This window comes from Bacillus sp. REN16 (assembly GCF_020731355.1).
GTDB lineage: Bacteria > Bacillota > Bacilli > Bacillales > Bacillaceae_L > Ferdinandcohnia.
Map to the genome: position 1 here is coordinate 1 of NZ_JAJFZK010000023.1, position 23,866 is coordinate 23,866.

Annotated in this window: 24 protein-coding genes; 14 read left to right on the plus strand and 10 right to left on the minus strand. The window is 38.9% G+C overall.

The features are described 5' to 3' along the window. Positions 1-257: 257 nt before the first annotated feature. The 7 genes from LKW28_RS20580 to LKW28_RS20610 form a co-directional block, all read right to left on the minus strand. A complete protein-coding gene (locus LKW28_RS20580) occupies positions 258-629 on the minus strand; it encodes a hypothetical protein (RefSeq protein WP_229142302.1) in 372 nt (123 codons plus the stop codon). Between the two features lie 83 nt (positions 630-712). Further along, positions 713-1,108 (minus strand): DUF6262 family protein, encoded by a 396-nt coding sequence (locus LKW28_RS20585; RefSeq protein ID WP_229142303.1) that lies wholly within the window; start codon positions 1,106-1,108, stop codon positions 713-715. After that, the gene (locus tag LKW28_RS20590; RefSeq protein WP_229142304.1) at positions 1,101-3,236 is read right to left on the minus strand and encodes a tyrosine-type recombinase/integrase; all 2,136 of its coding nucleotides are present in this window, start codon (positions 3,234-3,236) and stop codon (positions 1,101-1,103) included. Before LKW28_RS20590 ends, LKW28_RS20585 begins: the two co-directional genes overlap by 8 nt. A 39-nt stretch (positions 3,237-3,275) precedes the next feature. Continuing rightward, positions 3,276-4,433: a tyrosine-type recombinase/integrase gene (locus LKW28_RS20595; protein WP_229142305.1), complete on the minus strand. Its 1,158-nt coding sequence runs from the start codon at positions 4,431-4,433 to the stop codon at positions 3,276-3,278. Positions 4,434-4,753: 320 nt separating this feature from the next. Further along, a complete protein-coding gene (locus LKW28_RS20600; protein WP_229142306.1) occupies positions 4,754-4,906 on the minus strand; it encodes a YpzG family protein in 153 nt (50 codons plus the stop codon). A gap of 53 nt (positions 4,907-4,959) precedes the next feature. Beyond that, complete coding sequence (locus tag LKW28_RS20605; protein WP_229142307.1) at positions 4,960-5,118, minus strand: small, acid-soluble spore protein K; 159 nt, start codon at positions 5,116-5,118, stop codon at positions 4,960-4,962. Between the two features lie 291 nt (positions 5,119-5,409). Then, positions 5,410-6,393, minus strand: coding sequence for a metal-dependent hydrolase (locus tag LKW28_RS20610; protein WP_229142308.1), 984 nt, complete (start codon positions 6,391-6,393; stop codon positions 5,410-5,412). 110 nt (positions 6,394-6,503) lie between these two features. Between LKW28_RS20610 and mutY the strand changes: the two genes are divergently transcribed. Continuing rightward, the gene (gene mutY / locus LKW28_RS20615) at positions 6,504-7,583 is read left to right on the plus strand and encodes an A/G-specific adenine glycosylase (RefSeq protein WP_229142309.1); all 1,080 of its coding nucleotides are present in this window, start codon (positions 6,504-6,506) and stop codon (positions 7,581-7,583) included. Between the two features lie 146 nt (positions 7,584-7,729). On the opposite strand, the gene LKW28_RS20620 is transcribed toward mutY, so the two are convergent. Continuing rightward, positions 7,730-7,951 carry a cytosolic protein gene (locus LKW28_RS20620; RefSeq protein WP_229142310.1) on the minus strand — a complete coding sequence of 74 codons (222 nt, stop codon included), beginning with the start codon at positions 7,949-7,951 and terminating at the stop codon, positions 7,730-7,732. A gap of 142 nt (positions 7,952-8,093) precedes the next feature. On the opposite strand from LKW28_RS20620, the gene LKW28_RS20625 reads away from it, so the two are divergent. From LKW28_RS20625 to nikC, 9 genes are all read left to right on the plus strand, one after another. Then, complete coding sequence (locus LKW28_RS20625; protein ID WP_229142311.1) at positions 8,094-8,351, plus strand: gamma-type small acid-soluble spore protein; 258 nt, start codon at positions 8,094-8,096, stop codon at positions 8,349-8,351. A gap of 264 nt (positions 8,352-8,615) precedes the next feature. Continuing rightward, positions 8,616-8,870, plus strand: a complete 255-nt coding sequence (locus LKW28_RS20630) for a YgaB family protein (protein WP_229142312.1) — start codon at positions 8,616-8,618, stop codon at positions 8,868-8,870. 511 nt (positions 8,871-9,381) lie between these two features. Then, positions 9,382-9,912 (plus strand): DUF402 domain-containing protein, encoded by a 531-nt coding sequence (locus LKW28_RS20635; RefSeq protein ID WP_136379427.1) that lies wholly within the window; start codon positions 9,382-9,384, stop codon positions 9,910-9,912. A gap of 93 nt (positions 9,913-10,005) precedes the next feature. Beyond that, positions 10,006-11,757 carry an ABC transporter ATP-binding protein gene (locus LKW28_RS20640; RefSeq protein ID WP_324255057.1) on the plus strand — a complete coding sequence of 584 codons (1,752 nt, stop codon included), beginning with the start codon at positions 10,006-10,008 and terminating at the stop codon, positions 11,755-11,757. Between the two features lie 204 nt (positions 11,758-11,961). Beyond that, the gene (locus LKW28_RS20645; RefSeq protein ID WP_229142314.1) at positions 11,962-12,978 is read left to right on the plus strand and encodes an ABC transporter ATP-binding protein; all 1,017 of its coding nucleotides are present in this window, start codon (positions 11,962-11,964) and stop codon (positions 12,976-12,978) included. Further along, on the plus strand, positions 12,950-13,915 hold the full coding sequence (locus tag LKW28_RS20650; protein WP_229142315.1) for an ABC transporter ATP-binding protein: 966 nt from the start codon (positions 12,950-12,952) through the stop codon (positions 13,913-13,915). The genes LKW28_RS20645 and LKW28_RS20650 overlap by 29 nt, the downstream gene beginning before the upstream one ends. Positions 13,916-13,930: 15 nt before the next feature. Continuing rightward, positions 13,931-15,598 (plus strand): ABC transporter substrate-binding protein, encoded by a 1,668-nt coding sequence (locus tag LKW28_RS20655; protein WP_229142316.1) that lies wholly within the window; start codon positions 13,931-13,933, stop codon positions 15,596-15,598. A gap of 43 nt (positions 15,599-15,641) precedes the next feature. Further along, entirely contained in the window at positions 15,642-16,673 is a 1,032-nt protein-coding gene (locus LKW28_RS20660; protein WP_420708919.1) for an ABC transporter permease, read from the plus strand. Positions 16,674-16,691: 18 nt separating this feature from the next. Next, positions 16,692-17,579 carry a nickel transporter permease gene (nikC, locus tag LKW28_RS20665; RefSeq protein WP_229142318.1) on the plus strand — a complete coding sequence of 296 codons (888 nt, stop codon included), beginning with the start codon at positions 16,692-16,694 and terminating at the stop codon, positions 17,577-17,579. Between the two features lie 17 nt (positions 17,580-17,596). On the opposite strand, the gene LKW28_RS20670 is transcribed toward nikC, so the two are convergent. After that, positions 17,597-18,673, minus strand: coding sequence for an FUSC family protein (locus tag LKW28_RS20670; RefSeq protein WP_229142319.1), 1,077 nt, complete (start codon positions 18,671-18,673; stop codon positions 17,597-17,599). A gap of 368 nt (positions 18,674-19,041) precedes the next feature. Beyond that, positions 19,042-20,328 (minus strand): glutamate-1-semialdehyde 2,1-aminomutase, encoded by a 1,287-nt coding sequence (locus tag LKW28_RS20675; protein WP_229142320.1) that lies wholly within the window; start codon positions 20,326-20,328, stop codon positions 19,042-19,044. A 129-nt stretch (positions 20,329-20,457) separates the two neighbouring features. Between LKW28_RS20675 and bcp the strand changes: the two genes are divergently transcribed. The 4 genes from bcp to LKW28_RS20695 all read left to right on the plus strand — a co-directional run bounded on the left by bcp (position 20,458) and on the right by LKW28_RS20695 (position 23,818). After that, the gene (bcp, locus tag LKW28_RS20680) at positions 20,458-20,925 is read left to right on the plus strand and encodes a thioredoxin-dependent thiol peroxidase (RefSeq protein ID WP_229142321.1); all 468 of its coding nucleotides are present in this window, start codon (positions 20,458-20,460) and stop codon (positions 20,923-20,925) included. Positions 20,926-21,157: 232 nt separating this feature from the next. Next, positions 21,158-22,111, plus strand: a complete 954-nt coding sequence (locus tag LKW28_RS20685) for an ABC transporter permease (RefSeq protein ID WP_229142322.1) — start codon at positions 21,158-21,160, stop codon at positions 22,109-22,111. Next, the gene (locus tag LKW28_RS20690; RefSeq protein ID WP_229142323.1) at positions 22,101-23,051 is read left to right on the plus strand and encodes an iron chelate uptake ABC transporter family permease subunit; all 951 of its coding nucleotides are present in this window, start codon (positions 22,101-22,103) and stop codon (positions 23,049-23,051) included. Before LKW28_RS20685 ends, LKW28_RS20690 begins: the two co-directional genes overlap by 11 nt. Continuing rightward, complete coding sequence (locus LKW28_RS20695; protein ID WP_229142324.1) at positions 23,051-23,818, plus strand: ABC transporter ATP-binding protein; 768 nt, start codon at positions 23,051-23,053, stop codon at positions 23,816-23,818. The genes LKW28_RS20690 and LKW28_RS20695 overlap by 1 nt, the downstream gene beginning before the upstream one ends. Positions 23,819-23,866 lie beyond the last annotated feature (48 nt).

Sequence of the window (23,866 nt, forward strand, 5' to 3'; positions counted from 1 at the left end):
TTGTATCATACCAAGGGGACTTTTTTTGTTCAAACCTCAAATTTCTTCATTACAGGAATGCTCCTATGTTCCAAAAGCACAAATGTGTAAATTTACACTAATTGTAACATAAGTTCGTTCGTTGAATATAAAATATTACCAAATTATTATTCAACTAACCTGCACCTTTAGTTTAATAACTTCAACAAAAAAGTGCGTTAATCCTTCTTGGATCAACGCACCCTTTAGTTTAAGAATTAAATTTATTTCGATTACGTTTAATCAACGGGGTCGCCACCAAAAGTTTTTGAGGTAAATTCCCAAGTTGCCCTATCTTCTGCCATTTGTCTAAATTTCTCTGGTTCAACCCAATCCTCTGATTTAAATTCATCAATTGGGCTAACTTCCAGATGATTTGTACCTTCTTTTGCATTTATTTCTTTTACAATTTCAACATATTGTTTGTAATAATCTTCTTTTTGTTCTTGAGTTAAATCTAATGGAGTTACTGATACAACTTCTTCTTTATTCGTATCAGGTAAAGTCTCAACTTCTTTTGCTTGTAATTGTTCTTCTGCTTCCTCATTCGCACTACATCCAGCTAACATAATAGTTCCAAGTAAAATCCCTGCGTAAAGATATTTTTTCAATATTCTCACTCCCTCATAACGTTATTTTACCACAAAAAACCAATTGATATTCAACTAATCTGCCCCGTTATTTGAACAAGGATTTATAACTTCACAAAGTAGTCAGACAGGTTTTCTTTCTCTTTATCACGTAATTGTTTGTTTTCATTCTCCAGTTCTTTATTCCTTTTTTCCAACTTTTCAATCCTTCTTTTAAGAGATTCGATGATGGCGTTTTGATTATTTTCATCACGTTTAATCCTAGAGTCTACATATGCTTTTTCTTGTTGATTTCGCAAGAAATTGATACGCTCTTTGAGCTCATGATGGTTATAAAGAGTTGCTTTACTCACTCCTGCTTCTTGTGCCACACTATTAAAGTTAATCGCCTTAGAATACTTTGTAAGGCGTTTAATAGCTTCTTCAACCTTATCCTTGGTTGTTTGCTTTCTTTTTTCGTGTAGCTGCTTCAATTGCTCCTCTCGGTCAAAATTAGACATGCTTAACACCTTTCTTTTTCTTACGTTCTAATTGTCTCTTCATTCGGTCAAAACGTCCAAAAATGACATTTCCACCCTTGATTGTTTCATAAATATTTTGGTATCTTTCCAAGTTCTTTTCGTTTGCTTTAACCATATCTTCACGACCATATTCTTTTGATGCTTCAATCCATTTTGTAGTAGTTTCTATTAGAAGCTCATACTTTTTAACATCAAAACTCGTCATACCAACAGCTAAATCAAAACAAGGCTTTCCATCATTTGCTGTGAGACAAGGAGGTTCTGCTGCTAATGGACAGTTTCCATTTACTCTGGCACGACAAGTCCCGTAAGGGTTGTCCAATGCGTTTAACTTCTCGTCTTTCCACATCATGTCCATAATGTCTTCGGGGATATCTTTAACTTCTGAAACTTGATGAATTTCTCCGTTTAAGTCAAAGGAAAATACACCTTGCTTAACGACCATTTCGAACTCCTTGCGTTTCGTATCATCCAATAGACGGGCATATCGCATAGTCATTTCTGGTGAGGCGTGTGCCAATAACTCTTGTACTGTTAAAATATCAGCTCCGCCATTTAACATTTTTACGGCGTAGGTGTGGCGAAACTGGTGACTCTTAAAATGAAAGACATTACCCATTTCATCAGTAATGTTCTTTTGGAGTGCTAGCTTATTAAGTTCTGTTCGTACCCAATGTTGAGAAAATGGTTTTCCCTTACGGCGACCACTGTATCGAACGAAAATTAATTTATCAGGGTTATTATCCTCATTGCTGAGTTCCAGAGAATTATGTATTAGAACAGCGATTATATCTGCTAATTGGTCGTCAATTGGGATAGTATGACCTTTTACATACGTTTTTTCAATATCGGTTTTTATAGAGTATTTCCCATTTAAACGAATTAAACAGCCCTGTGTTAATCCTAATACGTCACTTATACGCAATCCAGTTCTATAAGAAACCCACACGATAGGTTGTACGTCTGGATGCAGGTCGTTTATATTATCAAACAGTTGCTCTAATACATGATCAGTAATGTAATCAATATCATCATCTGACTTTTTACCCAGATTGGGATAATCCTCAGGGTATAGAAATTGTATAGTTGGTTTCTCAGGTGCAATGCTATAATCAAAGCGTTGAGTATCTTTTATAAATAAATATACACAATTAAGATTTTCACTGATGTGTCGGTTTGGATTAGCATTTTTCTGTTTTAGATTGTTTTTTGCATGATGATGAAGGTATTCTAGGTATTTCTCAATGTGCTTTCTTGTTAATCCTTTTAAATCATTCCATTCAGGATTAAACTTACTAATTAAATTTAAAAACCTCGGAACATGTTGCAAATATTTTAGAGCGCTTCCCCATGAAAACTTCCCTCCTCCTAGCAATCTAGTTTTAATATATTTTTTAAAATATTGTCTAAAAACTACGTTTTCAATTTTTGTGAAGTCGATATAGTAAGTTTCTGCCGAGAGATTGTAACGCACCCCGTAATTGGTATTTAACACCCTAATATCCCATCTATCTTTTACCCATTCTTCACGAGTGTCCGTTAAATTGAATAATTTCTCATACACGCGACGAAAGAAGTATACTATTGGTGTTTTGTACTCGAGTTCACCATATTTGATATTTTTGATTATACGAGTTGTTTTTACACCTTTGTTATTTAACCACCAAATCCACTGTTTTTCAAATTTCTCAACATCTAAATCAAGTAAGGAAGAGAGGCGAGAATGTTTTTCGTTTAAGAATAAAACCAATTGATTTATCATAAACCTGTAACCATTAAATAAGGAGGCAACACTCAGTTCATCGCTAAACAATTTATGATAAAGCACAAATTTAAGTTCTAAGCCGATGTTGTGATTTTCGGTAGAAAACTTTACATATCTTCCTGTTCCTTTGTATTTACTAAATTGCCCTACAAAGTTAGGAATTTTTCCAATATCAGTTACATTCCAAACATCATTGACTAAAAAGTAATCATCATTCACAACACTTCTTGTTACTTTTCCATCACTGGATATATCCTTAACCTCGTAAGAGGAGAGGGTGGATGTGATTAAGTCCAAATAATCGCTTTGGGGGAGTGAATTATTTGCTATGATTTTATCCAATTGATTTCCTCCTATAATACCAGTCTAGTTAAAAAGGAACTATTTCATCAGGGATATCTGATTGAAATCTTTCTCTTTGCTACGTCCAATCTCAAAGGCATGGGAAGCCTTCTCCCAATCCTTACGGATATCATCTTCGGAAGGATGGAGGTATAGGTTCATCGTTGTTTGAATTTGTGCGTGACCTAAACGCTCTTGCACCATTTTAATGTTTTTCGTTTGAAGGTAATAAATCGTTCCGTGAGTGTGCCGGAACATGTGTGGAGTGATATGTATGCCTGTTTTCTTCTCAAGCTCTTTGAAGGTCGCATAGACATCAGAATAGGTAAGAGGATCCCCGGCATTCTTCCCCCAAATCTTCACAAACACAAAGTTATGGTCTGGATTATATTCATCAAGCACTTCATATAAGTAATCGTCATAAAAATCCATGAGTCTTTGAGAGATGTCTATTCTTCTCCCTCCAGTTTTCAACTTACTCCCATTTGGTAGTTCACCTCTATCAGTTAGTTGGATTTTGTGTTCTCTTCGTTTAGCATCGAATTGAAAATCTTCGAGGAACAGGGAGAGGGCCTCCCCGATACGCAATCCACTTTCATAGAGAAGATGTACCAGAAATTTATCCCTAATGTTAGTAGTAGATTCATAGATTAAATCAACTTGATCTTTTGTAAATACTTTTATTCTTTCTCTCGGTTCATCTAATTTAAGGATGTTTTTAGATATTGGTTTCCCTTCATTTACGTGGTGTAGGAAGCCCTTGTATCCGGTGCCACCAGCACCCACAAATACTTTCTTCATGAGTTTTTCAACAACGTCTGAGTCAATTAACTCATTTCGGTACAAGTAATCATAAAAGGATGTAACCACTGTCAGATAATTGTTTACTGTACTCTCACTACGTTTAGCTATGGTTCTTTTTTGGGGTACAACTTTATTACTCTCATATGGGTTTCTAAGCCAAGCAACAAAGTTAGATAGTCTCTGAAAGTTGATTTCTTGATAGCCAATTCCTACCTGTTTTAGGTACGTGAAGTAATGTTTTAAAGCCGTACAGTAGGTCCGTAAAGTATTGCTGCTGCTCTCTCTGTTATGAAGGTATTTCATGTACTTTGCAACAGGCGCAATAGGCAACCCATTTGTATCCAGTAGAAGGTAGGCTTTTCTATTGTCGACAGATATTTCTTCCACTCTCATGAGAACACTCTCCTGTTAATTATTTTTTTTAATAGTATTTCTACCTAAAGTGACTTCCGTTATTGTTATTTCTTTAAGGTCCTCGAAACTATCGTTTCTGCGGAGTGCTATCCTCGCACCGAGGCTTCTGTCCTCCACCCCTTAAAACCAAACCAATGTTCTTATTTGAAATTCCATTTTATACAACTTGTACCATTTTATCAACCTTTATTTTACTAATAAAAGATGTAAACAAAAAAGGATAATTAGCCCTTATAATGGACTAACTATCCTATGATTCAATATCTTAATTTAAGGAGATCTCTCTGGTTTTCTGCGTATTAGGAGCGTTTTCTGGTCTCACGCTCTAATATGATGAGGTTTTGGGTCAGTCGCGTTTCTCCATTCACCTGTGCCCAAGAATGTTTTGGATTAGCCCAAGCTTTTTGAAACGGACTGTTATATTCATTTTGTTTATATCCTTTTTTACCCATTACACGCACCTCCAAGTTTTTCTCGAATCGATTTTAGAAACAAAACTCCATTTTTAAAAATCGTGTCGTTCACTTGAAGCTTTCATTCTCTCCTGTGGATGTGTGTTAATGGAACCATCTGCTCTTGTTGAAGCGTATTCTGCTTTTGCTCTAGGCTCACCTTCAAATTTATTACTATTTTGATTTGGGAATCCTCGTTTCTTGTTCCGCATGCGAATACCTCCTTCATCAAATGCGCCTTGGCGTATTTGCGCCCGATTTTTTTCGAGCAGATGCTCGAAAAACTACCTTTGAAAAATCGTGGCATCTGCCAGCGGCTATAAGTTTATTCAGTAGTTGCTGAATAAACTTATAAGCAAAATTGGATAAAAATCGTGCAAAAAGGCAGTTCACTCCTTTAAACACGTACTACTAGTATGGAGAACTTCCCTTCTTATCATGTAAAATGGACAGCGTGAATTAATGGAAATCCCCATAACAATGATTGTTATGGGGAAAATCAGTTAGCTTGGAATAAGCTCTAGTTTTTTACGAAGCTTTTCTTCACTAAAAATCCAGCCCGTATAGGATGTTATAATGTTTAAATCAAGGTCTAACTGAACAACCGCAACAAAAGGGTAATGCCCTTTGCTTCGATAACGAAGATCGATAAAGCGAACCTCATAATGATCGTCGTACTCGTCAATTTCCCAACGATAAACTGGTGAGAAGTGAAGAAAGGCTGCCAGGTTCTTGTCTTCTTTGGCCGCATTGATTACCGGAGTATCGGGAATTGGGCGCTTCGCAAATTGATCGTGGATAATGATTTCATTGTTTTTGGCGCGGGCGACATAAAAATATTTTTCCGTTACGATTGCAATATGCCATTGATTAAAGCGATAGGTTGGCGAAATGATGATTTCTGTGATTTCATCATCAATTTTTGCACGAACCGCTAAGTCGACCTTATTCCGCATTCGAAACCGGATGATATAATAGACAAGCAGGATGACATAGACGGAAAAGAAGGTAACTCCCGGATGTAAGCCGAGCTTCCACACGACAATCCCTGCCAAATGTATGAGGAAAATAAATGGATCAAATGTATTGATAACTCCTAAAGCTACCCATTTATGAGAAAAGGGCCTTAATGCTTGTGTTCCATACGCATTAAAGATATCAACAAAGACATGGAGAATCACACCAATAAAGGTCCACATCCAAAGATGAAAAAGATTCGCTTCAGGAAAAAAGAATAAAAGGGCTCCTGTGATTAAGATCGGCCACAATAATACGGCCGGAATGGAATGTGTAATTCCACGATGATTTTTTATATAATGAGCATTGTTCCGCAATTTTAGTATGGTATCAAGGTCTGGTGCCTGTGAACCAATTAGCGTTCCAAGGATTACAGCATGAGTAGTAGCGGTGTTTACTGTAACAACTGGGTCCAAGGTAGCAATCCCGCCTAATGCAAGACCCATAACGACATGTGTTCCTGTATCCAAAAATGGGACCTCCTTTTCGTATATGTTCTTAAGTATAATGTAACCAACTAGCTCAATTTAGATAAATTATTTCAATAATAACACCTTGGGAGAAGGAATGGTATTAATAAATGAAAATGTTAGAAAAGTTTTCGATAAATAGATTTCAAAAGGATTTAATCAATTGGTTTGAAAAAGAACAGAGGGACCTTCCGTGGAGGGAGGATCAGGATCCATATAAAGTATGGGTATCTGAAATCATGCTTCAGCAAACAAGGGTCGATACAGTCATTCCGTACTTTGAGAATTTTGTTTCCAAGTTTCCAACAATTGAGGATCTTGCTGAAGCCGAAGAGGAAAAGGTCCTCAAAGCATGGGAAGGATTGGGTTATTATTCGCGCGTCAGAAACCTTCATGCGGCAGTGAAAGAAGTAGCCGCAGAATATGATGGCAAGGTTCCAAATACAGTTAAGGAAATCTCAAGTCTTAAAGGTGTGGGACCTTATACAACTGGGGCAATTCTTAGCATTGCTTATGGAATTCCAGAGCCCGCCGTTGATGGCAATGTGATGCGTGTTCTTTCAAGAATTTTATCGATTTGGGATGATATCGCAAAACCAAAAACTCGTCAGCTATTTGAAGAAGTTGTAAGAGAAATCATTTCAAAAGAGAACCCATCTGCATTTAATCAGGCGTTAATGGAATTAGGTGCATTAATTTGTGTTCCTGGAAACCCTGCCTGTCTATTGTGTCCGGTACGTGAGCATTGTCGTGCATTTGCTGAAGGGGTTCAAAAAGAGCTCCCAGTAAAAAGTAAGAAAAAGGCGCCAACCGCTGTTACAATGGCAGCAGTTGTGGTGATGGATGAAAACGGGCGTTTTCTAATCCATAAACGACCGGAAAAAGGACTTTTAGCAAACCTATGGGAATTTCCAAATCACGAAACCATTTTAGACCTTCAAGCGCCTAAGGAACAGCTCGGTGAATTTTTAAAAAGGGAATACGAGATTGATGTAAAAATAGGCCAGGCATTTACTACAATTCAACATGTATTTTCCCATTTAATTTGGAATATCACTGTTTTTGAAGGAAAAATCGAAGGCATTGTGGATGAAACAGACAATTTAAAACTTGTCAGTCTAAAGGAGTTGGAAGAATATACATTCCCCGTTTCTCATCAAAAGATATTAAAAAGCTTTCTCGCTAAATGAGAAAGCTTTTTTGTTCATATTAATGTCTGGCTTCAGGTGCCATAGGCTCGAGGTCATAAGTCAATTACTTCTGAAGGCAAATTTCGTCTTTTGTCAGCGCTCGTCTTATGCTTGTTGCCGATAGACGGGCACCTTATGCTTTTCTTTCAGTCATAAGACATTCGAATATCACTTGTATAGTCATAGTTACGATGAAAACCGCCTCTAGCTGCAATCTCTTGGACAATTTCACGGTGAAGGGACTGTCCCTCCGCATTTAAATATGGAACAATTTGTTGAAAGGAATGGTGGAAAAAAGCAAGCTCGCTTTCCTTCCATTCATTTTTTGGGATCATTGATAAATGAGTCATGTCACGACCAGCATACATCTTCAATTACCCTCCTTTAATATTCACTTGTTCAATTAATAAGATTATCCAGTTGATGAAAAAATATCCTTAAAAATCATAATCTTTTTTTGGATATTAAATTTCGAATCTGGACAAATTAAGTGACGTGGAGGTGATAACAATGGCTAAACAACCAAACAAGTCTTCAGCTGGAACTAACATTCAACAAGTAAGACAACAAAACGCTCAATCTCAAGGTGCTGGAGGACAATTCGGTACTGAGTTTGCTAGCGAAACAAACGCTCAGGAAGTAAGAAAACAAAATGCTCAATCTCAAGGTGCTGGAGGAAATTTCGGTACTGAATTTGCTAGCGAAACAAACGCTCAAGAAGTAAGACGTCAAAACCAAAAGTCTCAGTCTAACAAAGGACAAGGCTGACATAAACAAAGCATATAATACTTAACACCAAAACACTTCCATGCATCCGCTGGAAGTGTTTTTCACTTTTGGGCGTTTGGATTAGATGAAGTTCGGATGAAGGACATTCCGGAGCGAGATCAAGAGCGAAAAGTCTTTCATAATCTGGATTTGACAAAACCTCCTATTTCTCTACATACAAAGACAAAGGAAATTGAGTCTATTTACAGAAATTATAGGGTATAACGTTAATATTGCTTCATAGACAATTAGGAGGATTACAAGATGAGCGATTTTAATAACCTTGTTGGTGAACAGTTAAAAACAATGGACAAGCTCCTTTTCATTCAATCCGAAATTGAAAGATGTCAGGTGCTTGAGACTCAAATTTTGGAACTTCAAAAAGAGACAGAGCTCGAAACGATAAAAGAAGAGATCAGGCGTATGCAGGAAGAACTTGTGCAAATTCATGACTTATTCCAAAAACAAACCGAAGAAGTTATCCGGTCCTATCAGGGAAAAATTCATCAAATAGTGTAAATTTATTCAGTCGTGGCTATACCCAACTGAATAAATTTACGCCTCCGGCGGATGCCACAGATTTTCAAAGGAAATTTTTCGAGCATGCTCGAAAAAATCTGGGCGCAAATACGCCAAGGCGCATTTGATTAGAGGAAAGGAGTCATCGAAAAATTTCCGATGGCTCTTTTGTTTTAACATTATTCACCTTTTGGGTGAATAAGTTAAGCCTCCGGCGGATGCCACAAATTTTAAAAGGAAGCTTTTCGAGCAAAGGATCAAAGACTAAGAACGCCACGTCCTAATGTCTTCGTCTTTGTGACCCACATCACGTGGGCCTAAAAAATCTGGGCACAATTACGTCAAGTCGTATTTGATAAAATATTACATGAACCGTTATAATAAGAGAAAAAGGTTTTTCTTTGTTTTTATACTTCTGATAAGGGGGTTCGGGATCAACCCTGTCAGATAAAACACAATAATGATGAAATGTATAGAGCAAAGCTGCCCAAAGTGAAAGTAGGGAGAGAGAATGGGTATTCCCATGGAAGGAGACAAAATACAAATCCATAGCTATAAGCATAATGGCCATATTCACCGTGTTTGGGAAGAAACGAGAGTGCTCAAAGGAACACAAAGTCTTGTAATTGGCGGAAATGATCGCACTACTGTGACAGAATCTGACGGTCGAACCTGGATTACACGTGAACCGGCTATATGCTATTTTCATGCGCGCCATTGGTTTAATATTATCGGAATGATACGTGAGGACGGGGTATATTATTATTGCAATATCAGTTCACCTTTCATTTCCGATGATGAAGCATTGAAATATATTGATTATGATTTGGACATTAAGGTATTTCCGGATATGACGTTTATTTTATTGGACGAGGATGAGTATGAAAAACATCGTCGCGAAATGAATTATCCGGATGTCATCGATAAGATTTTAAAAAATAATGTGGACAAGCTTATCCAATGGATTCGTGGACGAAAAGGTCCATTCGCACCAGACTTTATTGATATCTGGTATGAACGTTATTTAACTTACAGAAGTTAATAAGTTAATAAGTTAACTTAGACCTGTTGAGACCCAACAGGTTTTCAAATTTTTATACATACTTACTTCAACTTAGAAGGGAAGGTCTTGGGGTTGGGGAGTACTAGACGTTATATGAAATTCGTGAAGCCATACCGGTTTCAAATCTTTATTACGATTATCATTGGGATCATTAAATTTTCAATACCGATGCTTACACCATTATTACTAAAATATGTATTGGATGATGTCATCGCAGCAGATATAGCGCAGGATGAAAAACTATCAAAGCTCTACCTTGCGATGGGAATCATGCTCTTCATCTTTATTGTATTGCGACCACCTGTTGAATACTTTCGTCAATATTATGCTCAATGGGTCGGCAGTAAAATACTTTATGATATCCGTGACCAGCTTTTTGACCATATTCAAAAACTAAGTCTTCGATATTATGCCAACACAAGAGCGGGTGAAGTGATTTCAAGGGTCATTCATGATGTGGAACAAACGAAGACCTTTGTAATCACCGGACTGATGAACCTGTGGCTCGACCTGTTTACGATCGTAATTGCCATTGTCATTATGCTGACATTAGATGTTCCATTAACAATCGTGTCCATTATTTTATTCCCATTGTATGGCTTTTCGATTAAGTATTTTTATGGGAGACTTCGCCATCTTACAAGGGCACGTTCACAGGCGCTGGCAGAGGTGCAGGGATATCTGCATGAGCGGGTTCAAGGGATTCCGGTTATCCGTAGCTTTGCGATTGAAGACCATGAACAAAAACTTTTTGATAAACAAAACAGCAATTTTCTCCAAAAGGCATTAGATCATACTGGCTGGAATGCAAAAACCTTTGCCGTCGTGAATACAATTACTGATATCGCACCCCTTCTTGTGATCGGGTTTGCCGGATATCAGGTTATTCAAGGGGATCTAACAGTCGGTACGTTAGTGGCGTTTGTTGCTTATATCGACAGACTCTACAATCCGTTAAGACGACTTGTGAACTCTTCTACAACATTAACACAGGCACTTGCGTCCATGGATCGTGTATTTGAATTTATTGATGAAAAATATGATATCGTGGATGGGCCAAATGCAGTTGAGTGTAAACACGTGTCTGGGACTATGAAGTTTGAAAATGTCTCATTCTCATATGGGGATGATGACAATGACCAAATTGTCCTGAAGGATATTAATTTAAATATAAAAAGCGGGGAAAAAGTCGCCTTAGTTGGTATGAGTGGTGGCGGAAAGTCGACACTCGTAAGCTTGATACCGAGATTCTATGATGTGACAGAAGGTAGGATACTGTTAGATGGAACGGATATTCGGTCCTTTAAAGCAAGAAGTCTCCGAGATAAAATCGGGATGGTTCATCAAGATACCTTCTTATTCAGTGAATCGGTAAAGCATAATATTCTGATTGGAAAACCAGGTGCAACAGATGAAGAAATTATTGAAGCAGCTAAAGCGGCCAATGCCCATGAGTTTATCGAAAATCTGCCGCAGGGCTATGATACAAAAGTAGGGGAAAGAGGCGTAAAACTATCAGGCGGTCAAAAACAAAGAATTGCGATTGCTCGTGTATTCTTAAAAAATCCGCCATTATTAATTTGGGATGAAGCGACGTCGGCGTTAGATCTTGAAAGTGAACATCTGATTCAGGAATCACTAGAGGAACTCGCGAAAAATCGGACGACCTTCATCGTCGCGCACCGATTATCTACGATCACACATGCAGATAAAATTGTCCTCATTGAACATGGAGAAATCGTCGAAATTGGAACACATGCGGAATTAATGAGCCAAAAGGGCCATTATTACGATCTGTTCCAGGTTCAACAACTCGATGATTAAGGTAAGACCAAAGACATGGAAAAAATTCCGTGTCTTTTTTTTATGCTCTCTTTCGACAAATTTCAATGTTTTATGTTATTTCCAGGGAAATCGTGTCAGATAATAGCGGAATATTTCCTTCGATTCTCGAAGCCTTTTTATGTCATTGGGGTAATAATTGAGACAACTTTTTAATAAAACTTCTTGTAAAGGCAGGTGTAATCGATGGGTGAAAAAATTATTGAGGTGAAGGGTCTCCGTACCTCTTTTTTTAAGGATGAAGGAGAAATACCAGCAGTTGATCATGTTGATTTTCATATAAACGAAGGTGAAATTTTAGGAGTGGTGGGAGAATCGGGCTGCGGAAAGAGTGTCACTTCGTTATCAATAATGGGACTTGTTCCTGCTCCTCCTGGAAAAATTGTCGGTGGCGAAATTATTTTTAATAGTGAGAATCTCGTTCATTTCTCTGAAAAAAAGATGCGGCAAATCAGAGGCAATGACATCGCAATGATCTTTCAAGAGCCCATGACATCTCTAAATCCACTATTTACGATTGGTGACCAGATGATTGAAGGCATCAAGATCCATATGAAATGGGATAAGAAAAAATCTCGCTTAAAGGCAATTGAAAGTATGAAACGGGTTGGACTCCCACGTGCGGAGGAACTGATGAACGATTACCCCCATCAACTATCAGGAGGTATGCGCCAAAGGGTAATGATTGCAATGGCAATGGCTTGCAATCCAAAACTATTAATAGCAGATGAGCCAACAACTGCCCTGGATGTGACGATCCAATCACAGATTTTAAAGCTAATGAAAGAATTGAACGTTGAAATGAATACGGCGATTATGTTAATCACTCATGATTTAGGTGTTGTTGCCCAAATTTGCGAACGGGTAATTGTGATGTATGCCGGAAAGATTGTGGAAGAAGGGGAAGTCTCGTCCATTTTTAAAAATCCAAAGCACCCATATACGAAAGGCTTGTTAAAATCAGTACCCGATATCCGCAACAAAAATGAGCGGCTTTATTCGATTCCTGGGAATGTACCAAAGCCGGGTTCGATTACACAAGGATGTCGGTTCGCTGAACGATGTGAGTTTGCTTTTGAACGCTGTTTTTCAGAAAATCCTGAGCTTTATGCGGTTGATGAATTGGGGCATCGTGTTCGCTGCTTTTTACAAATTGGAGAGGAGGAAAGCAATCATGACTCAGCCTTTACTGCAAGTCCATAATTTAAAAAAGTATTTTCCGATTAACGGGGGCGTGTTTGGAAAAAAGATAGGAGATGTAAAGGCGGTTGACGGACTTTCCTTTTTTGTGAATAAGGGTGAAACACTAGGAATCGTTGGGGAAAGCGGATGTGGAAAGTCGACAACTGGAAGACTTATTTTAAGGCTATTGGAACCTACGGATGGGCAGGTTCTGTTTAATGACAAAGATGTTACGAATCTATCAAAACTTGAGATGAGGAAGCTAAGACGTGAAATGCAAATCATTTTTCAGGATCCATATGCTTCCCTTAATCCAAGACATACAGTTGAACAAATACTAGAGGAACCTCTCATTGTTCATGGAATTGGTGACAAAAAGGAACGGAAACGTAGGGTTCAAGAAATGCTAGAGGTTGTTGGCTTAAGCAGTTATCATGCAAAGCGATATCCACATCAATTTAGCGGAGGTCAGCGTCAACGTATTGGTATTGCAAAGGCATTAATGACCAATCCATCCTTAATTATTGCAGACGAGCCTGTTTCTGCGCTCGATGTTTCGATTCAATCTCAGGTGCTAAACCTGATGGAGGATTTGCAACAGAAATATGGCTTGACCTATATATTTATTGCACATGATTTAGGGGTAGTCAGGCATATAAGTGATAGAGTGGGAGTCATGTATTTAGGAAGAATCATAGAATTGACAGATAGTGAGAAGCTTTATAATATGCCTCTTCATCCATATACAGAAGCCCTATTAGATGCGGTGCCAATTCCAGATCCTGAATATAAAAAAGAGTCAGTTGGTATTACTGGAGAGATTCCAAGCCCATCCAATCCGCCAGCAGGATGTACGTTTCACACAAGATGTCGGAGCTGTATGGAGATTTGCAAAACGACAAGCCCAGAGTTTAAAGAGGTAGAAGATGGTCATTTTGTTGCCTGTCATCTCTATTAATGGCAGGCAGCATTCATGATAAAAAAAGGCTATAAGGGGGAATTTTCTTTGTTTAAAAAGAAAGGCATACTGCTTTCACTTCTATTCCTGCTCCTAGTTTCAACAGCTTTAGTTGGCTGTAGTGGAGGAAGTGAAGAAGGAAATGAAAGTCCGAATGAGGGTGAAAAACCGTCAGCGGAAACACCAGATGCAGAAGTACAGAAGGAGCTTGTCTTCGGACGTGGCGGGGACTCTGTTTCCTTAGATCCAATTTCAACCACTGAAGGGGAAACCTTTAAGGTAACAGTGAATATTTTTGAAACGTTAATTAACTATGGCGAGCAGGATACTACATTGCATCCAGGTTTGGCAACTGAATGGACACCATCCGATGATGGCCTCGAATATACACTGAAGCTGCGTGAAGGAGTAAAATTCCACGACGGAACGGATTTTAATGCGGAAGCAGTTGTTAAGAACTTCGAGCGTTGGATGAATGGCGATGCGGATCAATTCCCTTACTACACGATGTTTGGCGGATTTAAAGGGGATGAAGGACACGTCATTAAAGAGGTAAAAGCTGTCGATGAGTTTACTGTACAATTTACCTTAAATCGACCGCAAGCACCGTTCTTAAAGAACCTGGCTATGTCTCCATTCGGTATCGCAAGTCCGGCTGCACTTGAGGAATATGGCGATAATTTTATGAAGAACCCAGTAGGTACGGGACCCTTCAAATTTGTAGAGTGGAAAGAAAATGACAGAATTACATTGGAAAAGAATCCTGATTATTGGATGGAAGGTTATCCGAAGTTAGACAAGGTTATCTTTCGATCCATCCCAGAAAACTCTGCGCGCTTAAATGCGTTGCTAGCTGGTGAAATCGATTTAATGGATGGAGTGAATCCATCTGATCTTGAACAAATTCAAGGAAATCCGGATCTTCAAACCTTTGAGCGACCTTCAATGAATATTGGTTACTTAGGATTTACGGTAAATCGCCCTCCATTTGATAACAAGCTGGTTCGTCAAGCGCTTAACCATGCCATTGACAAGGAGGGAATTATTGAGGCATTTTATGGCGGCCTTGCAGAACCTGCAAAAAATCCGCTTCCACCAGCATTAGAAGGGTACAATGATGAAATTGAACCATATCCATATGACTTAGAGAAGGCGAAGAAATTATTAGCTGAAGCAGGCTTCGCAGATGGATTCGAAATGGATCTTTGGGCAATGCCTGTACCACGTCCATATATGCCTGATGGTATGAAAGTAGCAGAAATTATTCAGTCAAGCTTTGCTGAAATTGGAGTAAAAGCTGAAATCAAATCGGTTGACTGGGGGACGTATTTAGAGCAAGCATCTAAAGGTGAATTCGATGCCTATATGCTAGGCTGGACAGGGGACAATGGTGATCCGGATAACTTTATCTATACATTATTGGATAAGGACAGCATTGGAAGCAATAACTATTCATTTTACAGCAATGATGAGCTTCACGATATTTTAATTAAAGCTCAAACTATTCCTGATCAAGAACAACGTAATGAATTATATAAAAAAGCACAAGAAATCATCCATGAGGATTCTCCTTGGGTACCGCTTGTACATTCAACACCATTGCTCGCTGGTAAGAAAAATCTTAAAGGATTACTGCCACACCCAACTGGTTCGGATATATTAACGAAGGTTGAGTTCGAATAAGATTTGAGACTTGTTAAAGGGGAGTTTTTGTTACTCCCCTTTAATGTCTACTTTAAAAGGGGTGATAACCTTGTTCGCATATACACTGCGCAGAATCGGTATGGTCATTCCAGTGTTGATCGGCATGACACTCGTTGTTTTTTCGATTATTCACCTAATCCCGGGAAATCCGGCGCAAATCATTCTTGGGCAACGGGCTACTGCAGAGTCCATCGCTGCCCTTACAACCAAGCTTGGTCTCGACCAACCGTTATACATCCAATATTTCGAGTATATCAAGGGGCTGTTGACTGGGGATTTAGGCGAATCAATCCGGACGAAGACGGCAATAAGTGAAGAAATTTGGCCATATCTGGCTGCAACAATTGAATTAACCTTTGTTGCGATGATTATTGCAATTGTAATAGGAGTTAACGCAGGCATCATAAGCGCATGGTTTCAAAATTCTTGGTTTGATTACACGGCGATGGTCCTTGCTTTAATTGGAGTATCAATGCCAATTTTTTGGTTGGGGTTAATGGAGCAATGGGCGTTTGCACTGCAATTGGATTTACTGCCAACAACAGGCAGGGAAAACGTTAGGGACCCAGTTGATTCGGTCACCAGTCTCTATTTAATTGATACTTTATTAAACGGGAGATCGGACCAATTTGTAACGGTGTTAAAGCATTTAATTCTCCCAAGTATCGCGCTAGCCACCATTCCAATGGCAATAATCGCCAGGATTACCCGTTCAAGTATGCTTGACGTGATGCGTTCAGACTTTGTACGAACAGCACGTGCAAAGGGTGTAAAAATGTTTTGGGTCGTGTACAAGCACTCATTAAAAAATGCAGTGATCCCTGTTTTAACAGTCATCGGTTTACAAACAGGTTTATTGCTAGGAGGAGCGATTCTAACAGAAACCATTTTTGGCTGGCCTGGAATTGGAAGATATATTTATGAAGCCATCAATTACCGCGACTACCCTGTCATACAGTCAGGAATTTTAGTGGTTGCCACCTTCTTTGTTTTTATTAATTTAATCGTAGACCTTTTATATGCGGTTATTGATCCGCGCATTAAATATCGTTAAAAAGGAGGGGGTGAAAGAATGGCAGAGCTTGCAAACACGGATCTGGCAATGAAAAAAACTGAGGCTGTTTCACCTTGGAAGGAAGCATGGCGAAGCTTTGGAAAAAATAAATTAGCCCTTGTGGGCACTTGTATTGTTTTCTTTTTTATCATTCTTGCAATTTTTGCACCTTTAATCGCTCCTCAAGGGATTGATGAAAAAAACCTTGCCAACCGCCTTCAGCCGCCGTCTAGCGATCATTGGCTTGGTACGGATGACTTTGGAAGGGATATATTATCAAGAATCATTTTTGGGGCAAGAATTTCACTAAGGGTTGGTTTTTTTGCAGTAATGGGTTCAGCCATTGTCGGAAGCTTGCTTGGGATTCTAGCAGGCTACTACGGGCGATGGGTGGATAACTTAATTAGCCGCATGTTTGATATTTTACTAGCATTTCCAAGTATTCTACTTGCCCTTGCGATTGTTGCAATTCTTGGCCCGTCCCTAAGAAATGCGTTGATTGCGATTGCGATCATCAATGTGCCAAACTTCGGAAGGCTGATTCGGTCAAGGGTATTGAGTGTGAAGGAAGAGGAATATATAACCGCCGCCCGTGCCGTCGGAATGAAGGACCGGCGCATTTTATTTCATCATATTTTGCCAAATAGTATGGCGCCTATTATTGTCCAGGCATCACTTGCAATTGCAACAGCCATTATTGAAGCGGCAGCACTCGGCTTTCTTGGTATGGGAGCACAGCCGCCAAATCCGGAATGGGGAAAGATGCTTGCAGATTCAAAGAATTACTTAACACAGGCTCCGTGGACAATGATTTTTCCGGGAATTGCCATCATGCTGACAGTGCTTGGCTTTAATCTAATGGGTGATGGGTTGCGAGATGCCCTTGATCCAAAAATGAAGCAATAAAAAACAGCTAACTCGTGTTAGCTGTTTTTAACTTCCTCCACAATCACTTCGCTATGGAAATTTTGAAAACTATCTACCAACGTATCTAATCTCTCGAGCTGTTCCGAGTATTCAAAAATAGCAGATACAAGTGTCATTAAGTGATACCAGGTTTCTTCATCCTCTTCAGCTGTTGGTCGCTTGTGCTCAAACAACGTATCAATGACCTTTTTTCGATCAAATGCAAAATCCAGCCTTAACTCCTCAGGTGCTTGAACCTTCACTTTTCCTACGAACTTTAAGAGAATTTGCTCATGGGAATGGAGAAGATCATCGATTTCCTTCACAAATAATTGCTGGAATCGAATCGGTAATTCTTGAAGCTCATTTTCATGCCTGTGCAGTCTTTTAAGTGTATCCAAGGCTCGATTTGTACATACAATCATTTGTCGAAACAAAACAAGCTTTCTGGACTTTTCATATTCTACCTTTTTAAAATAATTCCGTTCCTCTTTATAAAGGAGAAATAACTGGTCAATTTGAATGATATTTTCTTTAATTTTATCGATATCGTCTTTTAACGTATTGTACTCTGAAGCATGCCTTGTACTAACACGGACCCATTTAAAGATTTCCTCAGATTGCTCGACAATTGCGTCATATAGTTTTTTCTCGTATTTAGGCGGGAGAAAAATAAGATTAACCAAAAATGCGGATAAAATCCCCAAAAGAATGGCAAGAAAACGCAGACTTGCGAATTCGATAAACTGTTCACTTGGACTTTCCATAATGGCGATGACCGTCACAATTGCGACAGAAATCGTTTTTTCCATCTTAAATCTAAGGTTAATTGCGATTACTAGAACGACAGTTAGTCCAATGATAAATGCATTATTGCCAAAATACATTCCAAAAAGAACCGCAAAAAATGCACCAATTACATTTGCCTGAACCTGTTCAATCACCGTTAAGTAAGAGCGGTAGATCGAAGGTTGAATCGCAAAAACAGCTGCAATCCCAGCAAATACCGGCGAGGGCAGCTCTAAAAGCTTTGCTATCATTAACGCAAGCGTGATGGCAATTCCCGTTTTTAGCATGCGGGCACCAAATTTCATTGTTTCGAATCCTTTCTATAAAAAAGCTGTTCTCTTATACTTAGCCTTTTCTCCATAATCTAAACCAATAATGTATCATACAATGATTTTATGCTTATAGCAAGAGAAACATGTCCCAATTGCACTGCCCACTGTTGGTATGATAATACTATGAATTTGACGCGAATGGCCCGCGTAAAACGCAAATAATTAAAATAAAGCGCAATTCCTTCGAATAAAGCGCAATTCCAACCGATTAAAGCGCAATTCCCAAAAATAACGCGCAATTCCAACCGATTAAAGCGCAATTCCCACTCCCCAAAGCGCAATTCCTTATTTCAGCACTAAAAATAAAAAGAACCTGCCACCCGGCAGGTTCTAAAAACATATTAAAGATTTTTAAACGCGTATTCAACAGCTTTTAGTGTCTCAACAATGTCATCTTCCGTATGAGAAATGGTGAGGAACCATGCTTCATATTTGGAAGGAGCGAGATTGATGCCTTGGCTTAGCATTAATTTGAAGAAGCGTCCGAACATTTCTCCGTTCGTATTCTCAGCCTGCTCATAGTTTTCAATCTTTTCATCTGTAAAGAAAACAGTTAAAGCACCTTTTAAGCGATTAATCGTAATAGGTACATTGTAGGTTGCAGCATGCTTTAGAATTCCATCTTCAAGCATTGTGCCAAGTTGATCTAATTTTTCATACAGCCCTTCTTCTTGAAGGACTTCAAGGCAAGCAATTCCGGAAAGCATGGATGCCGGGTTCCCGGCCATGGTACCAGCTTGGTAAGCCGGACCGAGTGGGGCAACCTGCTCCATAATTTCCTTTTTACCGCCGTAAGCCCCAATTGGAAGACCGCCACCGATTATTTTTCCAAGCGCGGTTAAGTCAGGTGTGATGCCTAATAGATTTTGAGCTCCGCCGTACATAAAACGGAAAGCCGTAATGACTTCATCAAAAATAACGAGTGCACCTGCCTCATGCGAAAGCTCAAGGACTTGCTCCAGAAAGCCTTCCTTCGGTTCGACGATTCCGAAGTTCCCAACGATTGGTTCAACAAGAACGCCTGCGATTTCTTGACCCCATTTTGCAAGTGCCTCTTTAAAAGGCTCGATATCATTGAATGGAACCGTGATGACTTCCTGGGCGATGCTCTTTGGAACACCGGCGGAGTCAGGCGTTCCAAGAGTTGAAGGACCTGATCCGGCTGCAACAAGCACAAGATCAGAGTGACCGTGATAGCAGCCTGCAAATTTAATGATTTTCGTTCTGTTTGTATAAGCACGTGCGACACGAATCGTTGTCATCACAGCTTCTGTACCTGAGTTTACAAAACGAACTTTATCCATGCCAGGCATGGCTTCTTTCAGCATTTTTGCAAACTTCACTTCATGTGGTGTTGGCGTTCCGTATAAAACACCTGTCTCAGCTGCTTTTGTAATGGCCTCGGTAATATGGGGGTGAGCATGACCAGTAATGATTGGGCCATATGCTGCTAAATAATCTATGTATTTATTTCCGTCCACATCCCAAAAATAAGCTCCTTTTGCACGTTCCATTGCTACCGGTGCACCACCGCCAACCGCTTTATACGAACGTGATGGACTATTTACACCTCCAACGATATGCTCCAGTGCTTCACTATATAATTCTTCTGAATTTGAATGATTCATCTAATATGTTCCTCCTAGTTTTGAACTCAACGATTCTATTTTAGCACAAATCCCAAATCCGGTTTATTTGTATATACCTATAAAATTATGTAACCTATCATTAATAGGAAAATACAGGAGGTAATTGGAATGACAATTGAAGTTGGAAAAAAGGCACCTGAGTTCACGGCTACTGGTAGTAATGGAGAAAAAGTTTCACTGGCAGATTTTAAAGGAAAGAATGTCGTGCTTTATTTTTACCCGAAAGATATGACACCAGGATGCACCACAGAGGCGTGTGATTTTAGAGACGCACATGAAAGCTTCAGTGGACTAGACACTGTGATACTAGGTGTTAGCACGGATTCATTAGAGCGCCACAAAAAATTCATTGATAAATATGATCTGCCGTTTCTATTAGTAGTAGATGAAGAACATGAAATAGCTGAAAAATATGGAGTTTGGAAGCTTAAGAAAAATTTCGGCAAGGAATACATGGGCATTGAGCGCTCCACCTTCATTATTGATAAAGAAGGAAATCTCGTAAAAGAATGGCGCAAAGTATCAGTCAAAGGCCATGTTGAGGAAGCTCTATCTTACATAAAAGAAAACTTGTGAAGTTTTTGTGAAATTAAATAGGAAAGTACTGGTCGAAACCTCACTGGGGTATCGCTATAAACACAAGTGGGGCCAGTGCTTGGATAGGATGCGGGTGGTGTGATATAAGCCACTCGTATTCCTATTTGAAGGTTGATTTTACAATATTCTTTACTTATAATGAAGGTATTAGTAATGATAATCGTTTTCATTTGTCATATACTAATAAAATACATGTTATGAGGATTTACATATGAAACTATGGATGTTAATTATCGCTGGCATCGTCCTTTCCTTCATATCGCTATTTATTGGGGCTATTGATATAACACCGATGCATTTACTGGATTGGGAATCAGATGAGACACAGATTTTCCTAATTAGTCGGGTTCCTCGGTTAATGGCGATCATTCTGGCGGGAGCAGGGATGAGTATTGCAGGATTAATTATGCAAAGCTTGAGCAGAAATAAATTCGTATCCCCAACAACAGCAGGTACATTAGATGCAGCAAAGCTTGGGATTTTGATATCAATGCTGTTCTTTACAAATGTTTCCTATACACAACAGATTATTTTTAGCTTCGCATTTGCTTTAGTGGGTACACTCATTTTCATGCAAATTTTAGATAAAATTAAGTTTAAGGATGCAATTTTCGTTCCTTTAATCGGGATTATGTACGGAAATATCCTGTCATCCATCGCAACATTTTTTGCATATGAAGCAGATCTGATTCAAAACATTTCATCTTGGTTAATGGGAAGCTTCACTTTGGTTATCGCAGGACGCTATGAGCTTTTATATATAGCGATTCCAGCAGTTATCTTAGCGTATATTTTTGCGAATAAATTTACCGTTGCTGGTATGGGTGAGGATTTTGCGAAAAACCTTGGGTTAAGCTATAAATTTGTCTTAAATATAGGTCTAGTTCTCGTCGCGATTATTTCAACAACTGTGGTATTAACGGTTGGAGTCATTCCCTTTTTAGGATTAATTGTTCCGAATATTGTATCGCTTTATTTAGGGGATAACTTACGAAAAACGATTCCTCATACAGCTGCTTTAGGGGTAGTGTTTCTATTAATCTGTGATATTTTAGGTAGAGTCATTGTCCATCCTTACGAGATACCGGTCAATGTTACGGTTGCAGTAATCGGCAGTGCGATCTTCTTAACGATGTTATTTAGGGGGAAAGCATATGCGAAATAGTACAAAATTGATTCTCTTAGCCGTCCTTGCCATCATTTGTATCGTGGCATATGGATTTTATGATTTAAAAGGTGGATTTGATTATGCCTTCCCGAAACGGATGACCAGGGTTACAGCAATGGTTGTAACCGGAATTGCGATTGCATATTCGACCGTTGTGTTCCAAACGATTACGCAAAACCGTATTCTGACTCCTTCGATGATGGGACTCGACTCGATGTATGAAGTCGTACAAACATTAATCTATTTCTTTGCAGGTTCAATGTCTGTATGGGTGTTAAATAAATATTTAAACTTCGGTGCAGCCATTATCGCCATGGTATTATTTGCGCTCATCCTGTACCGTTTCTTATTCCGGTCAGACAAACATCCGATCTATTTACTTCTATTAATTGGGATGATCATCGGAACCTTGTTGGGAAGCCTCGTCACATTTTTACAGGTGATGATCGATCCAGTCGAATATTTAAGTCTGCAAAGTCGCTTATTTGCTACCTTTACAAATGTGAAGGCAGAGCTTTTATATATTGCAATTGGGATTTTACTCATTGCCTTTATTTACGGTTACCTCATTATGGATAAGTTAGATGTCATGTCACTGGGCCGTGAAAACGCGATGAACCTTGGCGTAAATTATGACAAGATGGTTATGAATATCTTAATTTTATCATCGGTGTTAATTGCGACTTCAACTGCATTAGTTGGTCCGATTACATTTTTCGGTTTAATTGTCGCGAATCTTGCGTATCAATTTTTGGTTACGTATAAACACTCGATTCTCATTCTCGGGGCCAGCTTAATGAGTGTCATTGCTCTTGTCGGTGGTCAGTTCCTCGTTGAACATATTTTTGAATTACGTACCACATTAAGTGTCATCATCAACTTTATCGGTGGTCTTTACTTCATTTTCTTACTATTAAAAGAAAGTAGGTCAGCATGATGATTGAAATCAAAGGTTTATCGAAGTATTTTGGGAAAAAGCCTGTTGTCGAAGATGTGTCTATAAACATAGAGCCGGGTACGATTACATCGTTTATCGGACCGAATGGTGCAGGTAAATCTACGCTTCTTTCTATGGTAAGTCGATTATTGGATTCTGATACTGGGGAAGTTTTACTTGATCAAAATAATGTGAAAAAGTGGAAGTCATCCGAGTTTGCAAAACGGGTTTCGATTTTAAAACAATCCAATTATTTAAATGTACGTTTAACGATTCGTGAGCTTGTTGCATTTGGGCGCTATCCTTATTCAAAGGGCCGCCTGGCAGACGAAGATGAAAAATTCATTAACCAAGCTTTAGAATATATGAATTTAACTGATATCCAGGATATGTTTTTAGATGAGCTTTCCGGTGGACAACGGCAGCGTGCTTTTATTGCAATGGTTATTGCACAGGATACAGACTATGTATTGCTTGATGAGCCATTGAATAACTTAGATATGAAGCACTCCGTTCAAATTATGAAGATTTTACGAAAGCTTGTTGATGAGCTTGGTAAAACCGTTGTGATCGTTTTGCATGATATTAATTTTGCATCCGTGTATTCAGATCGAATTGTCGCGTTAAAAGATGGCAAGCTTGTAAAAAATGGACCAACACATGAAATTATTAATCGTGATGCACTGCGTGAAATCTATGATATGGAAATTCCGGTTCAAGAACAAAATGGCTGTCGAATTTGCGTTTACTTCAATTCACATGCATAAAGATCTAGGGAATTCAGTCTCTAGGTCTTTTTTTTAGGTCAAAAGAAA